Source organism: Zavarzinia marina, from assembly GCF_021568905.1.
Classification (GTDB): domain Bacteria; phylum Pseudomonadota; class Alphaproteobacteria; order Zavarziniales; family Zavarziniaceae; genus Zavarzinia; species Zavarzinia marina.
The window spans coordinates 639412-657691 of the sequence record NZ_JAKGSB010000001.1; the positions used below are offsets into that span (position 1 = coordinate 639412).

The following is an 18280-nucleotide window of genomic DNA, read 5'->3' on the forward strand; positions in this document are numbered from 1 at the left end:
CGCTGATCGTTACGGCGTGGCGCGGCCGAGAAGGCCGTTGAGGAGGGTTTCGTTGACGGTGACGCCGAAACGCTGGCGCAGGTCGGCCTCGAAGGTGGCGGCGAGATCGCCCGCCATGTCGGCGCGCAGCTTCTCGCGCACCGCCTTCACGCCTTCGCCGTCGGCGGCGGGATCGGCCGGCACTACCTCGGTGACGGTGCCGACGACGATGTCGCTGCCGTTGGTCGCGGCCATGCTGGCGGCCTTGCCCGCGGGCTTGTCGAACAGAAGAGTGATCAGGCCGGGGGGCAGGGCGGAGAACTGAGGATCGCCGGTTCGCGTGCCGGGCCCGACCGTCGCCAGTTCCGCGCCGACGCCCTTCGCCGCCTCGGCGATGGACTGGCCGCCGTCGATGGCCTCGACCAGACGGTTGGCGAGCGCCTGCTGGCGGGTGGCGCGTTCCTGCGCCGTCCAGGCGGCCGTCACCTCGGCCTTCACGGTGTCGAGCGGTTTCAGCGCAGACGGCGTGATGCCGTCGACCCGGGCGACGACATAGCCGCCCGCGTCGGTGTCCAGAATGTCGCCGTCCAGGCCGACATCGCTGGCGAACAGGGCCGGCAGCAGTTCGGTGCTGGCATCGAGGCCGGGCACGGTTTCACCGTCCGGAGTCTTGCCCTCGGCGTCGACGGCCGGGATCCTGGTCACGGGCACGCCCAGGCGCTCGCCCGCTTCCTCGAGGGTGGCGCCGCCGGCGATCTCGTCCTGCAGGGATTTGCCGAGATCGCTGACCCTGCCCAGCGCCTGATCGCCGGAAATCTGACGCACCAGTTCGTCGCGCACCTCGGCGAGGGGGCGGGCGCTGCCGGGAACCACGGCCTGGACCTTGAACACATGCCAGCCGAGCAGCGTCTGTACCGGGCCGCCCACGGTCCCCTCCGTCGCGGCGAAGACCGCATCGGCGAGTTCCGCCGGCAGGCCGTCGCGGGTGACGAGGCCGAGCTTGGTATCCGCCTCGTCGACGCCGGCGCGGGCCTTGGCGACGGCGGCGAAATCCTGGCCGGCGGCGAGGTCGGCGATCGCCTGCTGCCCCGTCGCCTCGTCCGACAGCACCATCTGGGCGACGTCGCGCTTTTCCGGGATCACATAGTCGGCCTTGTGCTCCTCATAGGCGGCGGCGACCGCCTCGTCGGAAACGGGGATCGACTTGGCGACTTCGGCCGGGTCGATGGCGAGCAGGGTCACGGCACGATATTCGGGGGCCGTGAAGGCTTCCGGGTGGGCGTCGTAATAGGCCTGGAGGGCGGCGGCGTCGGGGGTATCGATGGTGCCCGCCGCGTCCGGCGAAACCATGAAATAGTCGATCTTCCGCCGCTCGTTGCGATGGCGGTAGAGGGTTTCCGCCAGCACCGTGGGGGCCTGGGCGCCGGTCCCGGCCGGACCGTAGAGCTGGCGGCGCAGCATCTCGCCCCGGATCTGGCTGGTCAGCGCCTCTTCGGTCAGACTGGCCTGGGCGAGCACCTGGCGGAAACGGTCACCATCGAACTTGCCGGCGATGTCGTGGAAGGCCGGGATGGCCGCGATCTGCCGCGCCACCAGGCTGTCCGGCGCGCGCACGCCGAAGAGGCGCGCGGCTTCGCGAATCGTCGAATCGGAGACGAGCTGGCTGAGCACGGCGCCCTGGACGTTGAAGGCGAGCGCCTGTTCGCGGGTGAAGCTGCCGCCGAGCTGGGTCTGGAGCTGGCGCAATTCGCGATCGAAGGCCCGCTGGAAGTCCTGCACGCTCACTTCCGTTTCGCCGACCTTGGCGACGGCATCGTCGGATCCGCCCTGGAACAGGCTGTTGCCCTGCCAGATGCCGATGCCGAAGCTGACCATCAGAATGCCGAGGAAGATGCGGACGACCCAGGTCGAGGCACCCTTGCGGAGCGATTGGAGCATGATGAAACGAGGTCCTTGAGGCATGTACCGCCCTCGGGGCGGGCGGCGCATGATAGGGGGAGGCCTTGACTGTCGCAAGTTTTGGCGGCTGCCTGTGCCGGCAAACGGACGCGGGATTCTGTCATGCGCTTTCTGATCACCGGTACGGCCGGCTTCATCGGCTTCCACCTGGCCCGGCGGCTCCTGGCCGACGGTCACGAGGTCTTCGGCCTCGACGGCATGACGCCCTATTACGACCCGAAGCTGAAGGAGGCGCGGAACGCCATTCTGGCCGAAAGCCCGAACTATCACTTCGAGCAGATGATGCTGGAGGAGGGAGAGCGCCTGATCGCCCACGCCAAGGGCGTGCTGCCGGACGTGATCTGCCATTTCGCCGCCCAGGCGGGCGTGCGCTACAGCCTGGAGAACCCGGGCTCCTACGTCCGCTCCAACCTCGTCGGCTCGTTCAACGTGCTCGAGGCGGCGCGGGAGACGACGCCCGGGCATCTGATCATGGCATCGACCAGCTCGGTCTACGGCGGCAACCGCGAGATGCCGTTCCGCGAGAGCCATGCCGCCGACCATCCCCTGACGCTCTATGCCGCGACCAAGAAATCGTCGGAGGCGATGGCCCATTCCTATGCCCATCTCTGGAAGATCCCGACCACCATGCTGCGCTTCTTCACGGTCTATGGGCCCTGGGGACGGCCGGACATGGCGCTGTTCAAATTCGTCGACGGCATCATGAAGGGCAGGGCGATCGACATCTTCGGCGAGGGTCGCATGTCTCGCGACTTCACCTATGTCGACGATCTGGTCGAAGCGATCGCCCGCCTCGTGCCCTGCATCCCGCGCGAGGGCGAGCCCTGCGGCGACCATGATTCCCTGAGCCCGGTCGCGCCCTTCCGGGCCGTGAACATCGGCGGCGGCCAGCCCGTGCCGCTGCTCGAATTCGTCGACGCGATCGAGACGGCGCTGGGCCTTGCCGCCGAACGCAACATGCTGCCGATGCAGAAGGGCGACGTGACCGATACGTTCGCCAGCGCCGACCTGCTGCGCGACCTGACGGGCTATGTGCCCTCGACCCCGGTCGGGGTGGGGGTCAGCGAATTCGTCTCCTGGTATCGGGCCTATCACGGCAATCAGTAGGCCAATGTTCCCCAAGCGAGCCTTTCCCGAAGCCGGCCTTTCCCTGAACCGCAGCTTTTGCTAGACGAGCCGGACGTTTCAGAAACAAGCGCAGGAAAGATCGCCATGGCCCGTCGTCCTCTCGTTGCCGGTAACTGGAAGATGAACGGCGTCACCGTCGCGCTCGGCGAGTTGGAGGCGATCGGGGCCGGCGCGCCGCGCGCCGCCGGCGCCGAAGTGGCGATCTGCCCGCCCGCGACCCTGATCGCCCTTGCCGTCGCGACGGCGCGGGGCCGGATCGCCATCGGCGGCCAGGACTGCCATGCCGAGGAAAAGGGCGCGCATACCGGCGACATTTCGGCCGAGATGCTGGCCGATGCCGGCGCCGCCATGGTCATCGTCGGCCACAGCGAGCGCCGCACCGACCACGGCGAGACCGATGCCGTGGTGAAGGCCAAGGCGGAAGCCGCCTGGCGCGCCGGCCTGATCGCCATCGTCTGCGTCGGCGAGACCGAGGCGGAGCGGGACGGCGGCCAGACCCTGGCGGTGATCGGCCGCCAGCTCGCCGGCTCCATCCCCGACGGTGCGACCCCCGGCAATACGGTCGTCGCCTATGAGCCGGTCTGGGCCATCGGCACCGGGCGGACCCCGAACAACGCCGAGATCGTCGAAGTCCACGGCTTCATGCGCGCCGAACTGGAGAAGCGTTTCGGGGCCGAGGTCGCGGGCGGCATCCGCCTGCTCTACGGCGGTTCGGTGAAACCCTCGAATGCCGGCGAGATCCTGAAGCTGCCGGACGTCGACGGCGCCCTGGTCGGCGGTGCCAGCCTGAAGGCGGCGGATTTCCTGCCCATCGTCGCCGCCGCGGTCTGATCCTCACGCCGGCCCGGCCGGGCCATGAGCGCGGCGCAGGTCGTCACTGCGCCGCGAAACTGGCATTGCCGGCAACAAACGTGTAAGAACGCCCCGAATTCGTCGCCGGCCCCTGGTGTCCGGCCACGGTATCCCTTATCGCCCAACGCGGAATCGTCATGGACTATCTGCTCGTCCTGCACCTCGTCATTGCCGTCGTCCTGATCGGCGTCGTGCTCATCCAGAAGTCGGAGGGCGGCGCCCTCGGCATCGGCGGCGGTGGCGGCGGCGGTGGTTTGATGTCGGCGCGCGGTGCCGCCAATTTCCTGACCCGCCTGACGGCGATCCTGGCCGGCCTGTTCATGCTGACCTCGCTGGGGCTGACCATGCTCGCCGGCAACAGCACGCCGCGTTCGATCGTCGATCAGATCGAGGGCCAGCAGGCCCCCGCCCTGGTCCCGGGCGAGGCCCCGGTCCCCGCGTCGGAGGCGGCTCCGGCACCGACCGCCACCGGCGGCGAATCGGTCCCCGCACCGGCAGCGAGCCCGGAGGCCGTTCCCCCGGCCTCCGCGAACTGACGGAAACCCTTGGTCTAACGCGCCGTCGTTGTCCAGCGACGGCGCCCTTTGGTATGTTGTACACCCATGGCGCGGTTCATCTTCATCACCGGCGGCGTGGTTTCCTCGCTCGGCAAGGGTCTGGCTTCGGCGGCACTGGGTGCCCTGCTGCAGGCCCGTGGCTTTTCCGTGCGCTTGCGAAAGCTCGACCCCTATCTGAACGTCGATCCGGGGACCATGAGTCCCTATCAGCACGGCGAATGCTATGTGACCGACGACGGGGCCGAGACGGATCTCGATCTCGGCCATTACGAGCGTTTCACGGGCGTGCCGTCCCGCCGGTCCGACAACGTCACGACGGGCCGCATCTATCAGACCATCCTGACCAAGGAACGCCGGGGCGACTATCTGGGCGGCACCGTCCAGGTCATTCCCCATGTCACCGACGCGATCAAGGAATTCGTCCTGGCCGATACGGATGATACGGATTTCGTCCTGGTCGAGATCGGCGGCACCGTCGGCGACATCGAGAGCCTGCCGTTCCTCGAGGCGATCCGCCAGCTCGGCAACGATCTGCCGATGCATCACGCGGTCTATGTCCACCTGACCCTGGTGCCCTATATCCCCTCGGCCGGTGAACTGAAGACCAAGCCGACCCAGCATTCGGTCAAGGAACTGCGCTCCATCGGTATCCAGCCGAACGTCATCCTGTGCCGCTGCGACCGGGAAGTGCCCGAGGGCGAGCGCCGCAAGATCGCGCTGTTCTGCAACGTCCGGCCGGAGAACGTCATCCAGGCCCTCGACGTCGGCTCGATCTACGAAGTGCCGATCTCCTATCACGCCGAGAAGTTCGACGACCGCATTCTCGATGCCTTCGGTCTGTCGGCGCCGCCGCCGGATCTCTCGCGCTGGCACGAGATTCACCGCCGCTGGACCCAGCCGGAAGGCGAGGTCACCATCGCCATCGTCGGCAAGTATACCGGCCTGAAGGATGCCTATAAGTCGCTGGCGGAGGCGCTCTATCACGGCGGCATCGCCAACAACGTCAAGGTCAACATCGAATGGCTGGAGTCCGAGACCTTCGAGAAGGCCGACGCCATCGCCCATCTCGAGGAAGTGGACGCCATCCTGGTGCCCGGCGGTTTCGGCTATCGCGGTGTCGAGGGCAAGATCGCGGCGGCCAATTTCGCGCGCAATCATCGCGTGCCCTATTTCGGCATCTGCTTCGGCATGCAGATCGCGGTCATCGAGGCGGCGCGCAACCTGGCCGCTCTGCCCCATGCCTCGTCGACCGAATTCGGCCCGACGGACGAGCCTGTGGTCGGCCTGATGACCGAATGGGTGCGCGGCAATCAGCGCGAGACCCGTTCGCAGGACGGCGACCTGGGCGGCACCATGCGCCTCGGCGCCTACGACGCCAGCCTGAAACCCCACAGCCGCGTGGCGGAAATCTACGGCACCACCGCGATCAGCGAGCGCCACCGCCACCGCTACGAAGTGAACATCAACTACGTGCCGAAGCTCGAGGCCCAGGGCCTCGTGTTCTCCGGCCTGTCGCCGGACGGCCAGCTGCCGGAGATCGTCGAAATTCCGGATCATCCCTGGTTCATCGGCGTACAGTTCCATCCCGAGCTGAAATCGAAGCCCTTCGACCCGCATCCGCTGTTCGCGAGCTTCATCAAGGCCGCCCTCGACCAGTCGCGACTGGTCTGACCCTTACGGAGAAGCCAGATGACCGAGCCGCGTCACGTCACGGTCGGCGACCTCACCATCGGCAATGATCTGCCCTTCACCCTGATCGCCGGGCCCTGCGCCATGGAGGGGCGGGAACATGCCCTCGAAATGGCGTCGGCGCTGAAGGAGATCTGCGGCCGTCTCGGCCTCGGGCTGATCTACAAGTCCAGCTTCGACAAGGCCAACCGCACCTCGGTGAAATCGAACCGGGGCATCGGTCTCGACACCGCGCTGTCGATCTTCGCCGAGGTGAAGGAGAGCCTGGGCCTGCCGGTGATCACCGACGTCCATCTGCCCGACCAGTGCAAGCCGGTGGCGGAAGTGGTCGACGTCCTGCAGATCCCCGCCTTCCTGTGCCGCCAGACCGATCTTCTGATCGCCGCCGGCGAGACCGGCAAGGCGGTCAACGTGAAGAAGGGCCAGTTCCTGGCGCCCTGGGACATGAAGAACGTCGCCGCCAAGATCGAGTCGACGGGCAATCCCAACACCATGCTGTGCGAGCGCGGTGCGTCCTTCGGCTACAACACCCTCGTCTCCGACATGCGCTCCCTGCCGATCATGGCGGAGACCGGCTGCCCGGTGATCTTCGACGCCACCCATTCGGTGCAGCAGCCGGGCGGGCAGGGCACCACCTCCGGCGGCGATCGCCGTTTCGTGGCCCCCCTGGCGCGGGCCGCCATCGCCGTCGGCGTCGCCGGCGTCTTCATGGAGACCCACGAGACCCCGGACAGCGCACCTTCCGACGGGCCCAACATGGTGCCGCTCGCCAAGATCGAGGGCATTCTCTCGGGCCTCGTCGAGCTCGACCGCCTGACCAAGGCCTATAACGCGAAACAATCAGACTGACTGATCCTCGAGGAACCCTGAAAATGACCGGCATTGTCGACATCCACGCCCGCGAAATCCTGGACAGCCGGGGCAATCCGACGGTCGAGGTGGATGTCATCCTGGAATCCGGCGCCTTCGGCCGCGCCGCCGTGCCCTCGGGCGCATCGACCGGCGCCCATGAGGCGAACGAGAAGCGCGATGGCGGCGAGCGTTACATGGGCAAGGGTGTGCGCCAGGCGGTCGAGGCCGTGAACGGCGAGATCTTCGAAGCCCTGGTCGGCCAGGATGCCGAGGACCAGCTCTCCCTCGACGCCCAGATGATCGAGCTGGACGGCACCCCGAACAAGGCCCGCCTGGGCGCCAATGCGATCCTCGGCGTCTCCATGGCGCTCGCCAAGGCGGCGGCGGAAGAGCAGGGCGTGCCGCTCTATCGCTACATCGGTGGTCCGACCGCGCGCATCCTGCCGGTGCCGATGATGAACATCGTGAACGGCGGGGCGCACGCCGACAATCCGATCGACATCCAGGAATTCATGATCCAGCCGGTCTCGGCCGAAACCGTGGCCGATGCCGTGCGCATGGGCGCCGAGATCTTCCACAAGCTGAAGGCCGAACTGAAGGCCGCCGGCCATGCCACCAACGTCGGTGACGAGGGCGGTTTCGCCCCCAACCTGAACGGCACCGTCGCCGCCCTCGACTTCATCATGGCGGCGATCGAAAAGGCGGGCTACAAGCCGGGCGTGGATGTCACCCTGGCGCTCGACGCCGCCTCGACCGAATTCTTCAAGGACGGCAAATACCATCTGGACGGCGAGGGCAAGGTGCTCGAATCCGCCGGTCTCGTCGACTATTGGAAGGGCCTTGTCGAAGCCTATCCGATCGTCTCCATCGAGGACGGCATGGGCGAGGACGACTGGGAGGGCTGGGCCCTGCTGACCAAGGCGATCGGCGCCAAGGTTCAGCTCGTCGGCGACGATCTCTTCGTCACCAACCCGAAGCGCCTCGCGGACGGGATCGCGGCCGGCACCGGCAACGCCATCCTGGTCAAGGTCAACCAGATCGGCACCCTGTCCGAGACCCTGGAAGCCGTCGATATGGCGCACCGCGCCGGTTACAAGGCCGTGATGTCGCACCGCTCGGGCGAGACCGAGGATGCGACCATCGCCGACCTTGCGGTGGCCACCAACTGCGGCCAGATCAAGACCGGCTCCCTGGCGCGCTCCGACCGGACGGCGAAATACAATCAGCTCATCCGCATCGAGGAAGAACTGGGCACCATCGCCCGCTACGCCGGCCGCTCGATCCTGAAGGCTTGATCGACTCCCCCAGCGTCACCCCGGCGAAGGCCGGGGTCTCGTGGGCGAAAGGCGCCTCTTTCGGCCAAAGGTCCCGGCCTCCGCCGGGACGACGAGTCCTTCACAGGGCGCAATAGCAGCCCCGGTCCACGAAATTGAGGATCGGGGCCGTCGGCTTGCCGGCGATGGTGGCGAGGCCGAGCATGCGCTGCTCGGCCCCCGTGCAGGTACTGCCGCTGACGGCAGGCCCGACATAGAGCAGCGCATCCCCATCGGTTACAATCAGGGTCGGCGTCGCGGGAATTCCGTCAACTACGGCCGCGAATGCCGCTGAGGTCGGAGCGTCGAGATAGGCGATGCGGAGCGGCACGCGCTGTCCTTCGATCTCGTGAAGTGCCGCCTCGACTTTGGCGATGGTCGGGCGGGTGCAGGGGCAGTCGCGATCGACGATCAGGGTGACGCTTGGGCCGTCGTCTGCGCCGGCTTCGCTCCAGCGCAAGACGTCGCTGGCGAAATCACCGGCGAAGGCTATGTTTTCGGCACCTTTCGGAACGAAATACCAGGTTTCGAGCGACGCCTGCCAAGCGCCGAGCAGCACGAGGCAGAAAGGCCCCGCCCAGGCCAGGACGATCAGCAGCCGGTCGTAGAGACGTTCGATCACCAGACGTGCCACCAATCGCTGAAGCTGGACGGCCACAGGGTTTCGAGCACGGTGATCGCGACGGCATAAAGCACGAGATTCTTGGCCCAGGCCCGCCCGGTATAGCGCAGCGACTGGGGTGCGCGCCGGTATTGCAGCCAGAGCGCAAAGAGGAACAGGGCCGTCGCCAAGATGACCTGGATCGCGATGATGGCATTGATGCGGGGCAGGATCTGGTCCGGGCTGGCGAAGAGATAGTGGCCGAGCGACAGCCAACTGCCCGACACGAAACCATGAACCAGGGAATAGCTGCGATCCGCCTTGCCGACATAGATACGGTCGACCGCGCGATGGGCCAGCAGGATCAGCGGAATCAGCAGAAGAGCGACCGCCGTGGGGTTCAGCCAGGCGGGCTCCGGGTATTGGTCGAAGAAATAGACATTGTCGAAGAAATGCAGAATCGCGCCATAGAGCGACAGCCAGATGAGGGCCTTATAGAGTTTGAGAGAGCGGTCCATGGGGGTCTCTGTCTTAGCGTTTTCACGACATATGCCATGTGGCATAATCGCTCGGACGGTAGATTATGCCATGTGGCATAGTCAATGCCGATCGACGGCAATGCGAAGTTCAAGGAGACAGGCGGCGATGACGGGCGGGACCAGGGACCGAATGGTGCTGGGCGCAGTGGACCTGATCCGGCGGCGCGGCTTGAATGCGACGAGTGTCCGCGAAGTCGTGCGCCACACGGGCACACCCAGAGGATCGGTCGGCCATCATTTTCCGCGCGGCAAGCTGCAACTGGTCGAGGAAGCCCTGAATTTCGCCGGCACGGAGGTCGGTCAGCCCCTTGCCGCGCTGGTCGAGGCGCATGGTGTCGAGGCGGGCCTTCGTGCCTTCATCGCCGCTTGGCGCAAGGTTCTGGAGGCCAGTGCCTTCGAGGCCGGCTGTCCGGTCCTGGCGGTCTCGGTCGAGGAATTCGTCGCCGACGATGGTTTCCCGAACCCGGAAGCCCAAGCCCGCCTGCTCGACATTGCCGAGGCCATCTTCGCGCGATGGCGGGAGGTTCTGGTGCAGGGGCTGGAGAAGGAAGGCGTTCCGACGGCCCGCGCCGCTCGCCTCGCAACCCTCGTCATCGCCTCGGTCGAAGGAACGGTCGCCCTATGCCGCGCCTCGCGCAGCGCCGATGCCCTCGACGAGGTCGGGACGGAACTGACCGCCTTGCTGGCCGGCGCGATCGCGGCGGCGAGGGGCTGACGCATCGCGATTTGCACGGCGGCATCACGCCGGATCCATGGCATCGCCGGAAGAATGAATTCCGATCACGGCAGTGCAATTTGCCGCGAAAATCTGCACGGAAACGACATTGGCCAGGCCAAGACGGCATTCGTAGGCTTTCTCCGAAACGGAGAGAACTATGATGTTACGTCTACGCCAGTCGCTGCTGTTCGGGTCCTTGCTCGGCGCTATCTTGATGGCCGTGATGTCGTGTTACGTCTTAGGTGTCATCCTGTGGAAAGGCGAAGGCAGTGTGTCATTGTCGGACGCCACCATGATCTTTCCCTGCCTTTGGTTGGGCATCTCCTACACGGTGTCGGGATTTGCCGGCTGGGCGATCTTTTCGGGCCGAACAAATGGCCTGCGTCGCCGCCTGATGGCGAGCACCTTCGCCGCCGTCCTGGGCTGTATCATCTGCACGATGTTGCCGTTGATCGTGTTGGATATCGTCTACGACGACATCGATGATCCCGTGGGCCTGGCCATGATCGGGCGTTACACGTTTCTGATCGGCGTCGCCCTTGTTCCGATTGCCCTGATCGGCGTCGTCATCGGCTCGCAGCCGGTCTTTCGTGACCAGGGATATGGCCGCAGCCTGCCCGTCGATGCCGCAAAATGACATTTTTCAACCGCTATTTCGCCCGAATGCGTTCTCAGGCTGTATCACGCTGAGGATGACGCGGCGTTGGTTGCGCCCATGACATCGAGTGGAATTCGCCATGCGCCATCGCCTGCGCCAATCTGTCGTCTTCGGCGCCGTGCTCGCCGGCATTGCGGCAGTTCCATGGGGTTTTTTCTTCCGTGCCCCCTCCGTGAATGCCATAGGCCTCTGGCTGTGGATCGTTCTGTCCTATCTGGTGACCGGAATTGCCGCCTGGTTCGTCTTCGCCAGAGATCCGATGACTTGGTCGCGGCGCCTGTTGATCGGTGTCGCCATCGCCTATCTATCAGCCGCCGTGTTTATCGAGACCGCCCCCCTTCTTCTGGAAATTCTCGGCATGGACCGAGGCGAGATCATTACCCTGGCTCTTTTTGGAATCGCGGGGTTGGGGGCGTTTGCCGTCATCCCGGTTTCGCTGGTGACGATGGTGGTCGGCGCATTGCCCATCCTGCGGCCTTCCATGACCGAGTCCAGATTGATGCATCACGGCGCCATCGCAGGCGCCTATGCCTTGCTCGTCGGCATCGTTATGGCGATCAGTTTTTCGTTGCCTGACGTCCATCTGCAGAGCGATCCCGAAAAGGGCAGGGCCCTGATCATGGCGCTTGGCGGCGCCTTCAGCGCAGGCTTGCTTTGGTTCGGTGCCTTTCGGCGCCAGCGCCGGATCGATTTCGGCGGCGTGGTGCTGGTGGCCCTGCTGATCGTTCCGGTCATGTGCCAAATCTCGACACCGATCCTGACAATGTTCGACCGATTCTGGTTCGAGCACTGGAGCGATGCTTCGATCATGTCGCTTCTGGGCTCTATTCCGTACGATGGCGCAAGGAACGCTTTCATTATTGCGCCTTGGGCTATGCCCGTTCTGGGCGGGCTGACGCTTGCCTATGGGGCGTGGATTGACGGGAGGAGCGGGTGACGGCGGAAACATTGATCCGGTGGCTGCGGGGCACGGCGAACCGAAAATTGCCTGGAGCGGTTCTATTTGGCCTTTCGGTGGCTGCCGTCGTGGGATGCGCCTTCTGGCTTGTATTGGTTTTCGTCAGGAAGTCATCCGAGACCCCGCAATGGCCGATTGATTTCGCGTGGCACTATGGTGTTGCCGGCGCGGCCTGTTGGCTTGCCTTCTCGAAGGCTGCGGCGGGAATAGGACGCCGATTGGTTTTCGCCGCGCTCGTCGCTTTCGCCGCCGCAGCCGATCTATGGGTCTTCAATTGGATCACACTGGATCCGGGCTATCGCCATGGCATGGGATACGTCACACCCTTGGCGACGACCGTGCTCTCGTTCGTCGCGCTACCGATTGTCGTTCCCTGCGTATTTGTCTGCGGGCGGATGATCGGGTGGCCGACTTCGCCACGACGTGAAAGCGCCCTCACGTGGTCCTGGGGGCCAGCCGTCAGTCTTGGCGTTGCGGTCGCGCCGTTGGTCGGTGGGGCGGCCTTGATGGCCATTCCATCCGACGATGGTTATTGGCAGTCATACCCTCTGGTTGCCGGTGGCGCGTCGGCCGTTGCCGCATTCGGGCTCTGGGCCTCCGTTTTGGGCCGCGGCAAGCAGATTGACTGGCCCGGGGTGATGATGGTCGCGCTAGCCGTCTATCCCGTAACATTCTTGATTACCAATCTGTTCTTTATGATCGACGATGGGAACCTTGCATCCGCGCTCTCCGTCTTCGACAGACGCAAGATGTTGACGTCGCATTTATTCTCGGAGGCGGTACCAATGGCGTTTCCGGCGGTGGTGGCGCTGACCTGTCTCGTTGCTTGGCGCTGGAAAGAAATCGACAAGTCTCCGCCAGTCGTGAAATCGATTGACCCCCGAATCCGGCCGTGATTCATTGAGTCATGTCGATCGCCCAAGAAATTCGCCGCCGATTCCGTCAGGCCGTGTTCCCCACGGTCTCGATCTGTGTCGCCGCCTATTTCGGTTATCACCTGGTGCAGGGTGATTACGGGCTGGTGTCCTGGCTGCGCATGACCCATGAGATCGAGCAGACAAAGGCGGAATTGGCCCGCGTCTCGGACGAGCGGGAAGTGTTGGAGCGGCGGGTTTCGCTGCTGCGGCCGGAAAGCCTGGATCTCGATATGATCGAGGAACGCGCCCGCGTCACGCTCGGCTTCGCTGCCGAGAATGACGTCGTCATCCTGGAACCGACCCCCTGATCCGCACTGCCCGGCGCGGGATCTGACAATAAATCTTCCGGTTGCGCATGGCGTGCCCGTTTGCGGCGCACAACGTCATGCAAAAATGCATGCATTAGCCTTTAGGCAAGTTGTCCGTCATGCGGAGGTCACTATTGTACCCCTCAATGGTCGCGTCGGTCGCGACATTGACGGAGGAATCCCATGGCCAAAGCAGGGCAGAAGAAGCAGGCGGACGGCGCGGCAGGCAACGGGCCCGGGCCCGAACTGATCGACTATTACCGCGAAATGATGCTCATCCGCCGGTTCGAGGAAAAGGCCGGCCAGATGTACGGCATGGGCCTGATCGGCGGCTTCTGTCACCTCTATATCGGCCAGGAGGCCGTGGTGGTGGGCATGCAGGCGGCGCTCAAGGAGGGCGACGCGGTCATCACCGGCTATCGCGACCACGGTCACATGCTGGCCACCGGCATGGACCCCAAGGGCGTGATGGCGGAACTGACCGGGCGCATCGGCGGCTATTCCAAGGGGAAGGGCGGCTCGATGCACATGTTCTCCAAGGAGAAGCAGTTCTACGGCGGTCACGGCATCGTCGGCGCCCAGGTGCCGCTCGGCACCGGTGTCGCCTTCTCGATGAAATACCGCAAGACCGACAATGTCTGCCTCGCCTATTTCGGCGACGGTGCCGCCAACCAGGGCCAGGTCTACGAGAGCTTCAACATGGCCGAGCTGTGGCGCCTGCCGGTCATCTATGTGATCGAGAACAATCAATACGCCATGGGCACGGCGGTCGCCCGCGCCTCCGCCCAGACCAAGCTGCACCGCCGGGGCGACAGCTTCAACATCCCGGGCAAGGAAGTCGACGGCATGGATGTGCTGGCGGTCAAGGAAGCCGCGATCGAGGCGGTGAAATGGGCCCGCGAAGGCAATGGCCCCTATCTCCTCGAAATGAAGACCTATCGCTATCGCGGCCATTCCATGTCCGACCCGGCGAAATACAGGACCAAGGAAGAGGTCCAGAAGATGCGGACCGAGCATGACCCGATCGACATGGCGCGCAGCAAGCTGCTGGCCGCCGAACTGATCGACGAAGCGGGCCTGAAGGCGATCGACGCCGAGGTGAAGAAGAAGGTCGCCGAGGCGGCGGACTTCGCCCAGACCAGCCCCGAGCCGGATCCGTCCGAACTCATGACCGACATCCTGCTCTGACGCCGGGCGAAACGGGAAACAGAACCATGGCCATCGATATCCTCATGCCCGCGCTTTCGCCCACCATGACCGAAGGCAAGCTCGCCAAATGGCTGGTGAAGGAGGGCGACACCATCGCCGCCGGCGACGTCATCGCCGAAATCGAGACCGACAAGGCCACCATGGAGGTGGAAGCGGTCGATGAAGGCGTTCTCGAAAAGATCCTGGTCGCCGAAGGCACCGACAATGTCGCGGTGAACACCGTGATCGCCCAGATCACGGGCGAGGGGGACACGGCTGCCCCGGCGCCGGTGCCCGCCCCGGTCGCGGCGGCCGAGGCGCCGAAGGTCCATGCCGCGCCGATCTCGGCCCCGCCGGCAAGCGACCTGCCCGACGGCCCGACCGTGACCATGACCGTGCGCGAGGCGCTGCGCGATGCCATGGCCGAGGAAATGCGCGCCGATCCGGACGTCTTTGTGATGGGCGAGGAAGTGGCGCAATATCAGGGCGCCTATAAGGTGACCCAGGGCCTGCTCGACGAGTTCGGGGCGGAGCGGGTGATCGACACGCCGATCACCGAATATGGCTTCGCCGGTCTCGGCGTCGGTGCCGCCTTCGCCGGGCTGAAGCCGATCGTCGAATTCATGACCTTCAACTTCGCCATGCAGGCGATCGACCACATCATCAATTCGGCGGCCAAGACGCTCTATATGTCGGGCGGTCAGCAATCCTCGCCCATCGTGTTCCGGGGACCGAACGGCGCCGCCTCGCGCGTCGGCGCGCAGCACAGCCAGTGCTATGCCTCGTGGTACGCCCATTGCCCCGGCATGAAGGTGGTCTCGCCCTATTCGGCGGCGGATGCCAAGGGCCTGTTGAAGGCCGCGATCCGCGATCCGAACCCGGTCGTCTTCCTCGAGAACGAGATCCTCTACGGCAAGAGCTTCGAAGTGCCGACGGCGGATTACGTGCTGCCCATCGGCAAGGCCCGCGTGGCGCGTCCCGGCAAGGATGTGACCCTCGTGGCCTTCTCGATCTCCGTGATGCATGCCCTGGCCGCCGCCGAGGTTCTGTCGGGCGAGGGGATCGACGCCGAGGTGATCGACCTGCGTTCCGTCCGGCCGCTCGACATCGAGACGGTGGTGCGCTCGGTCCAGAAGACCAACCGCGCGATCACGGTGGAGGAAGGCTGGGCCGCCTGCGGCATCGGCTCCGAAATCGCCGCCCAGCTCATGGAAAATGCCTTCGACTGGCTGGATGCGCCGGTCGCCCGCGTCGCCGGCAAGGATGTCCCCATGCCCTATGCGGCGAACCTCGAGAAGCTGGCCCTGCCGAGCACGGCCGACATCGTGGCGGCGGCCAATGCCGTCCTCTACCGCGCCTGAGGGAGAGAGATCATGGCCATCGAAATCCTGATGCCCGCGCTTTCGCCCACCATGACGGAGGGCAAGCTGGCCAAATGGCTGGTGAAGGAGGGCGACACCATTTCGTCCGGCGACGTCATCGCCGAGATCGAGACCGACAAGGCGACCATGGAAGTGGAGGCGGTCGACGAAGGCACGCTCGCCAAGATCCTGATCGCCGAGGGCACCGACAATGTCGCGGTGAACACCGTGATCGCCCTGGTGGCGGAGGAGGGGGAGGACGTTTCCGCCGCCGCCAGCGCCGCGCCGAAGGCGGCCGCACCGGCCCCGACACCGGCTGCCGAGGAACCGGTGCCGGCCGTTGCTGCTCCCGCGCCGGCGGCCGCGCCTGCCCCGTCGCTCGCGCCCTCTACTGGCCGCATCTTCGCAAGCCCGCTGGCGAAGCGGATCGCGAAGACCGAAGGCGTCGACCTGGCGACGGTGAAGGGCTCCGGCCCCCATGGCCGTATCGTGAAGGCGGATGTGGAGGCGGCGGCCAAGGCGCCGAAGCCGGCTGCGGCCGCCGCGCCGGCGCCGGCCCCCGTCGTTGCACCGGCCCCGGCCAAGGCCCTTGTGTTCCCGTTCCCCGAAGGCTCCTTCGAGGCGATCCCGAACGACGGCATGCGGAAGACCGTGGCGAAGCGCCTGACCGAGGCGAAATCGACGATCCCGCATTTCTACCTGACCATCGACTGCGAGCTGGATGCGCTGCTGGCGCTGCGGGCCCAGTTGAATGCCAAGTCGCCGGCCAAGATCTCGGTCAACGACTTCATCCTGCGCGCCTCCGCGCTTGCTCTGAAGAAAGTGCCGGCGGCCAATGCCACCTGGACCGACGAGGCGATCCTGCGCCACAAGAACGCCGATGTGGCGGTCGCGGTCGCGATCGACGGCGGGCTGATCACCCCGATCGTCTTCGCGGCGGAGACCAAGGGCCTCGCCACCATCGCGGCCGAGACCAAGGATCTGGCGGAACGCGCACGGTCGCGCAAGCTGAAACCCACCGAGTATCAGGGCGGAACCTTCTCGATCTCCAATCTCGGCATGTTCGGGATCAAGGAGTTCGCCGCCGTGATCAACCCGCCGCATGGCGCCATCCTGGCGATCGGCGCGGGCGAGAAGCGCCCGGTGGTGAAGGATGGCGCGCTGGCCGTCGCCACCGTGATGAGCGTCACCCTGTCCTGCGATCACCGGGTGGTCGACGGGGCCGTGGGCGCCGAATTCCTGGCCGCCTTCAAGGGTCTGATCGAAGACCCGATGACCATGATGCTGTGAGGATACGAAGATGGCCGAGACATTCGACATCATCGTCGTGGGCGGCGGGCCGGGCGGCTATGTCGCCGCCATCCGCGCCGCGCAACTGGGCTTCAAGACCGCCGTGGTCGAGAAGAAGCATCTGGGCGGTATCTGCCTGAACTGGGGCTGTATCCCGACCAAGGCGCTGCTGCGTTCGGCTGAGGTCTACCACTACATGCAGCACCCCGGGGATTACGGCCTGTCCGCCACCGGGGTTTCCTTCGACATCAAGAAGATCGTCGAGCGGTCCAGGGGCGTTTCCAAGCGCCTCAACGGTGGCGTCGCCTTCCTGATGAAGAAGAACAAGGTGACCGTGATCGACGGCGTGGCCAAGCTGACCGGCGCCACCTCCCTGACCGTCACCAAGGATGGCGCCAAGGTCGGCGACTATTCGGCCAAGCATGTGATCCTGGCGACCGGTGCCCGGCCCCGTGCCCTGCCGGGGCTGGAGCCTGACGGTAAGCTGGTCTGGACCTATTTCGAGGCCATGGTGCCGGAAGCGACGCCGAAGAGCCTGCTGGTGGTCGGCTCCGGCGCCATCGGCATCGAATTCGCCAGCTTCTACCGGACGCTGGGCGTCGACGTGACGGTGGTCGAAGTGATGCCGCAGATCCTGCCGGTCGAGGACGAGGAGATCGCCACGATCGCCCGGAAACGCCTCGAGAAGCAGGGCATGAAGATCATGACCGGCGCCAAGGTGCTGGGCCTGAAGAAGGGCGCCGACAGCGTCACGGCGACGATCGAGGACGGCAAGGGCAAGCAGTCCGAACTGACCGTCGATCGCGTCATCTCCGCCGTCGGCGTCGTCGGCAATATCGAGGATCTGGGCCTGGAGGCGCTGGGCGTCGCGACCGAGAAAGGCTGCATCAAGATCGACGGCTATGGCCGCACCAATGTCGCCGGCCTCTATGCCATCGGCGATGTCGCCGGCCCGCCCATGCTGGCCCATAAGGCGGAGCATGAGGGCGTGATCTGCGTCGAGGCGATCAAGGGCCTGCATCCGCACCCGATGAAGAAGGAACAGATCCCGGGCTGCACCTATTGCAATCCCCAGGTCGCCTCGGTCGGTTTCACCGAGAAAAAGGCCAAGGAAGCGGGGTACGAGGTCAAGGTCGGGCGCTTCCCCTTCACCGGCAATGGCAAGGCGATCGCGCTCGGCGAGGATCAGGGCCTGGTGAAGACCGTGTTCGATGCCAAGACCGGGCAATTGCTGGGCGCCCATATGGTCGGCGCCGAGGTGACGGAGCTGATCCAGGGTTTCGTCGTCGCCATGGGCCTGGAAACCACGGAAGAGGAGCTGATGCATACGGTATTTCCGCATCCCACCCTCTCCGAAATGATGCATGAGGCGGTGCTTGACGCATACGGGCGCGCCATTCACATCTAGGGGAT

At 65.4% G+C, this 18280-nt stretch carries 18 protein-coding genes; 15 read left to right on the top strand and 3 right to left on the bottom strand.

Going from position 1 to position 18280, the window contains the following annotated elements:
* Positions 1-9: 9 nt before the first annotated feature.
* The gene (locus tag L2U69_RS03050) at positions 10-1917 is read right to left on the bottom strand and encodes a SurA N-terminal domain-containing protein (protein WP_236104867.1); all 1908 of its coding nucleotides are present in this window, start codon (positions 1915-1917) and stop codon (positions 10-12) included.
* Positions 1918-2040: 123 nt separating this feature from the next.
* On the opposite strand from L2U69_RS03050, the gene L2U69_RS03055 reads away from it, so the two are divergent.
* The 6 genes from L2U69_RS03055 to eno all read left to right on the top strand — a co-directional run bounded on the left by L2U69_RS03055 (position 2041) and on the right by eno (position 8311).
* Positions 2041-3045, top strand: a complete 1005-nt coding sequence (locus L2U69_RS03055; protein WP_236104868.1) for an NAD-dependent epimerase/dehydratase family protein — start codon at positions 2041-2043, stop codon at positions 3043-3045.
* Positions 3046-3150: 105 nt separating this feature from the next.
* Positions 3151-3897 carry a triose-phosphate isomerase gene (gene tpiA, locus L2U69_RS03060; protein WP_236104869.1) on the top strand — a complete coding sequence of 249 codons (747 nt, stop codon included), beginning with the start codon at positions 3151-3153 and terminating at the stop codon, positions 3895-3897.
* A 158-nt stretch (positions 3898-4055) separates the two neighbouring features.
* Positions 4056-4454 carry a preprotein translocase subunit SecG gene (secG, locus tag L2U69_RS03065; RefSeq protein ID WP_236104870.1) on the top strand — a complete coding sequence of 133 codons (399 nt, stop codon included), beginning with the start codon at positions 4056-4058 and terminating at the stop codon, positions 4452-4454.
* A gap of 66 nt (positions 4455-4520) precedes the next feature.
* Entirely contained in the window at positions 4521-6146 is a 1626-nt protein-coding gene (locus L2U69_RS03070; protein ID WP_236104871.1) for a CTP synthase, read from the top strand.
* Between the two features lie 18 nt (positions 6147-6164).
* On the top strand, positions 6165-7013 hold the full coding sequence (gene kdsA / locus L2U69_RS03075) for a 3-deoxy-8-phosphooctulonate synthase (protein ID WP_236104872.1): 849 nt from the start codon (positions 6165-6167) through the stop codon (positions 7011-7013).
* Positions 7014-7036: 23 nt separating this feature from the next.
* A complete protein-coding gene (eno, locus tag L2U69_RS03080) occupies positions 7037-8311 on the top strand; it encodes a phosphopyruvate hydratase (RefSeq protein WP_236104873.1) in 1275 nt (424 codons plus the stop codon).
* Positions 8312-8411: 100 nt separating this feature from the next.
* Here the strand turns inward: eno and L2U69_RS03085 are convergent, their stop codons facing one another.
* Complete coding sequence (locus L2U69_RS03085; RefSeq protein ID WP_236104874.1) at positions 8412-8951, bottom strand: DUF6436 domain-containing protein; 540 nt, start codon at positions 8949-8951, stop codon at positions 8412-8414.
* Positions 8948-9448 carry a hypothetical protein gene (locus tag L2U69_RS03090; RefSeq protein WP_236104875.1) on the bottom strand — a complete coding sequence of 167 codons (501 nt, stop codon included), beginning with the start codon at positions 9446-9448 and terminating at the stop codon, positions 8948-8950. Before L2U69_RS03090 ends, L2U69_RS03085 begins: the two co-directional genes overlap by 4 nt.
* A gap of 151 nt (positions 9449-9599) precedes the next feature.
* Here L2U69_RS03090 and L2U69_RS03095 point away from each other — a divergent pair, with 151 nt between their 5' ends.
* From L2U69_RS03095 to lpdA, 9 genes are all read left to right on the top strand, one after another.
* Positions 9600-10184: a TetR/AcrR family transcriptional regulator gene (locus L2U69_RS03095; RefSeq protein ID WP_236104876.1), complete on the top strand. Its 585-nt coding sequence runs from the start codon at positions 9600-9602 to the stop codon at positions 10182-10184.
* Between the two features lie 163 nt (positions 10185-10347).
* On the top strand, positions 10348-10824 hold the full coding sequence (locus L2U69_RS03100) for a hypothetical protein (RefSeq protein ID WP_236104877.1): 477 nt from the start codon (positions 10348-10350) through the stop codon (positions 10822-10824).
* A gap of 100 nt (positions 10825-10924) precedes the next feature.
* Positions 10925-11782 carry a hypothetical protein gene (locus L2U69_RS03105; RefSeq protein ID WP_236104878.1) on the top strand — a complete coding sequence of 286 codons (858 nt, stop codon included), beginning with the start codon at positions 10925-10927 and terminating at the stop codon, positions 11780-11782.
* Positions 11779-12699 (top strand): hypothetical protein, encoded by a 921-nt coding sequence (locus L2U69_RS03110; protein ID WP_236104879.1) that lies wholly within the window; start codon positions 11779-11781, stop codon positions 12697-12699. Before L2U69_RS03105 ends, L2U69_RS03110 begins: the two co-directional genes overlap by 4 nt.
* A gap of 11 nt (positions 12700-12710) precedes the next feature.
* Positions 12711-13028, top strand: a complete 318-nt coding sequence (locus L2U69_RS03115) for an FtsB family cell division protein (protein WP_236104880.1) — start codon at positions 12711-12713, stop codon at positions 13026-13028.
* A 183-nt stretch (positions 13029-13211) separates the two neighbouring features.
* A complete protein-coding gene (gene pdhA, locus L2U69_RS03120) occupies positions 13212-14216 on the top strand; it encodes a pyruvate dehydrogenase (acetyl-transferring) E1 component subunit alpha (RefSeq protein WP_236104881.1) in 1005 nt (334 codons plus the stop codon).
* 26 nt (positions 14217-14242) lie between these two features.
* Entirely contained in the window at positions 14243-15577 is a 1335-nt protein-coding gene (locus L2U69_RS03125) for a pyruvate dehydrogenase complex E1 component subunit beta (protein ID WP_236104882.1), read from the top strand.
* Positions 15578-15589: 12 nt separating this feature from the next.
* A complete protein-coding gene (locus L2U69_RS03130; RefSeq protein WP_236104883.1) occupies positions 15590-16867 on the top strand; it encodes a pyruvate dehydrogenase complex dihydrolipoamide acetyltransferase in 1278 nt (425 codons plus the stop codon).
* Positions 16868-16877: 10 nt separating this feature from the next.
* Positions 16878-18275, top strand: a complete 1398-nt coding sequence (lpdA, locus tag L2U69_RS03135) for a dihydrolipoyl dehydrogenase (protein WP_236104884.1) — start codon at positions 16878-16880, stop codon at positions 18273-18275.
* Positions 18276-18280 lie beyond the last annotated feature (5 nt).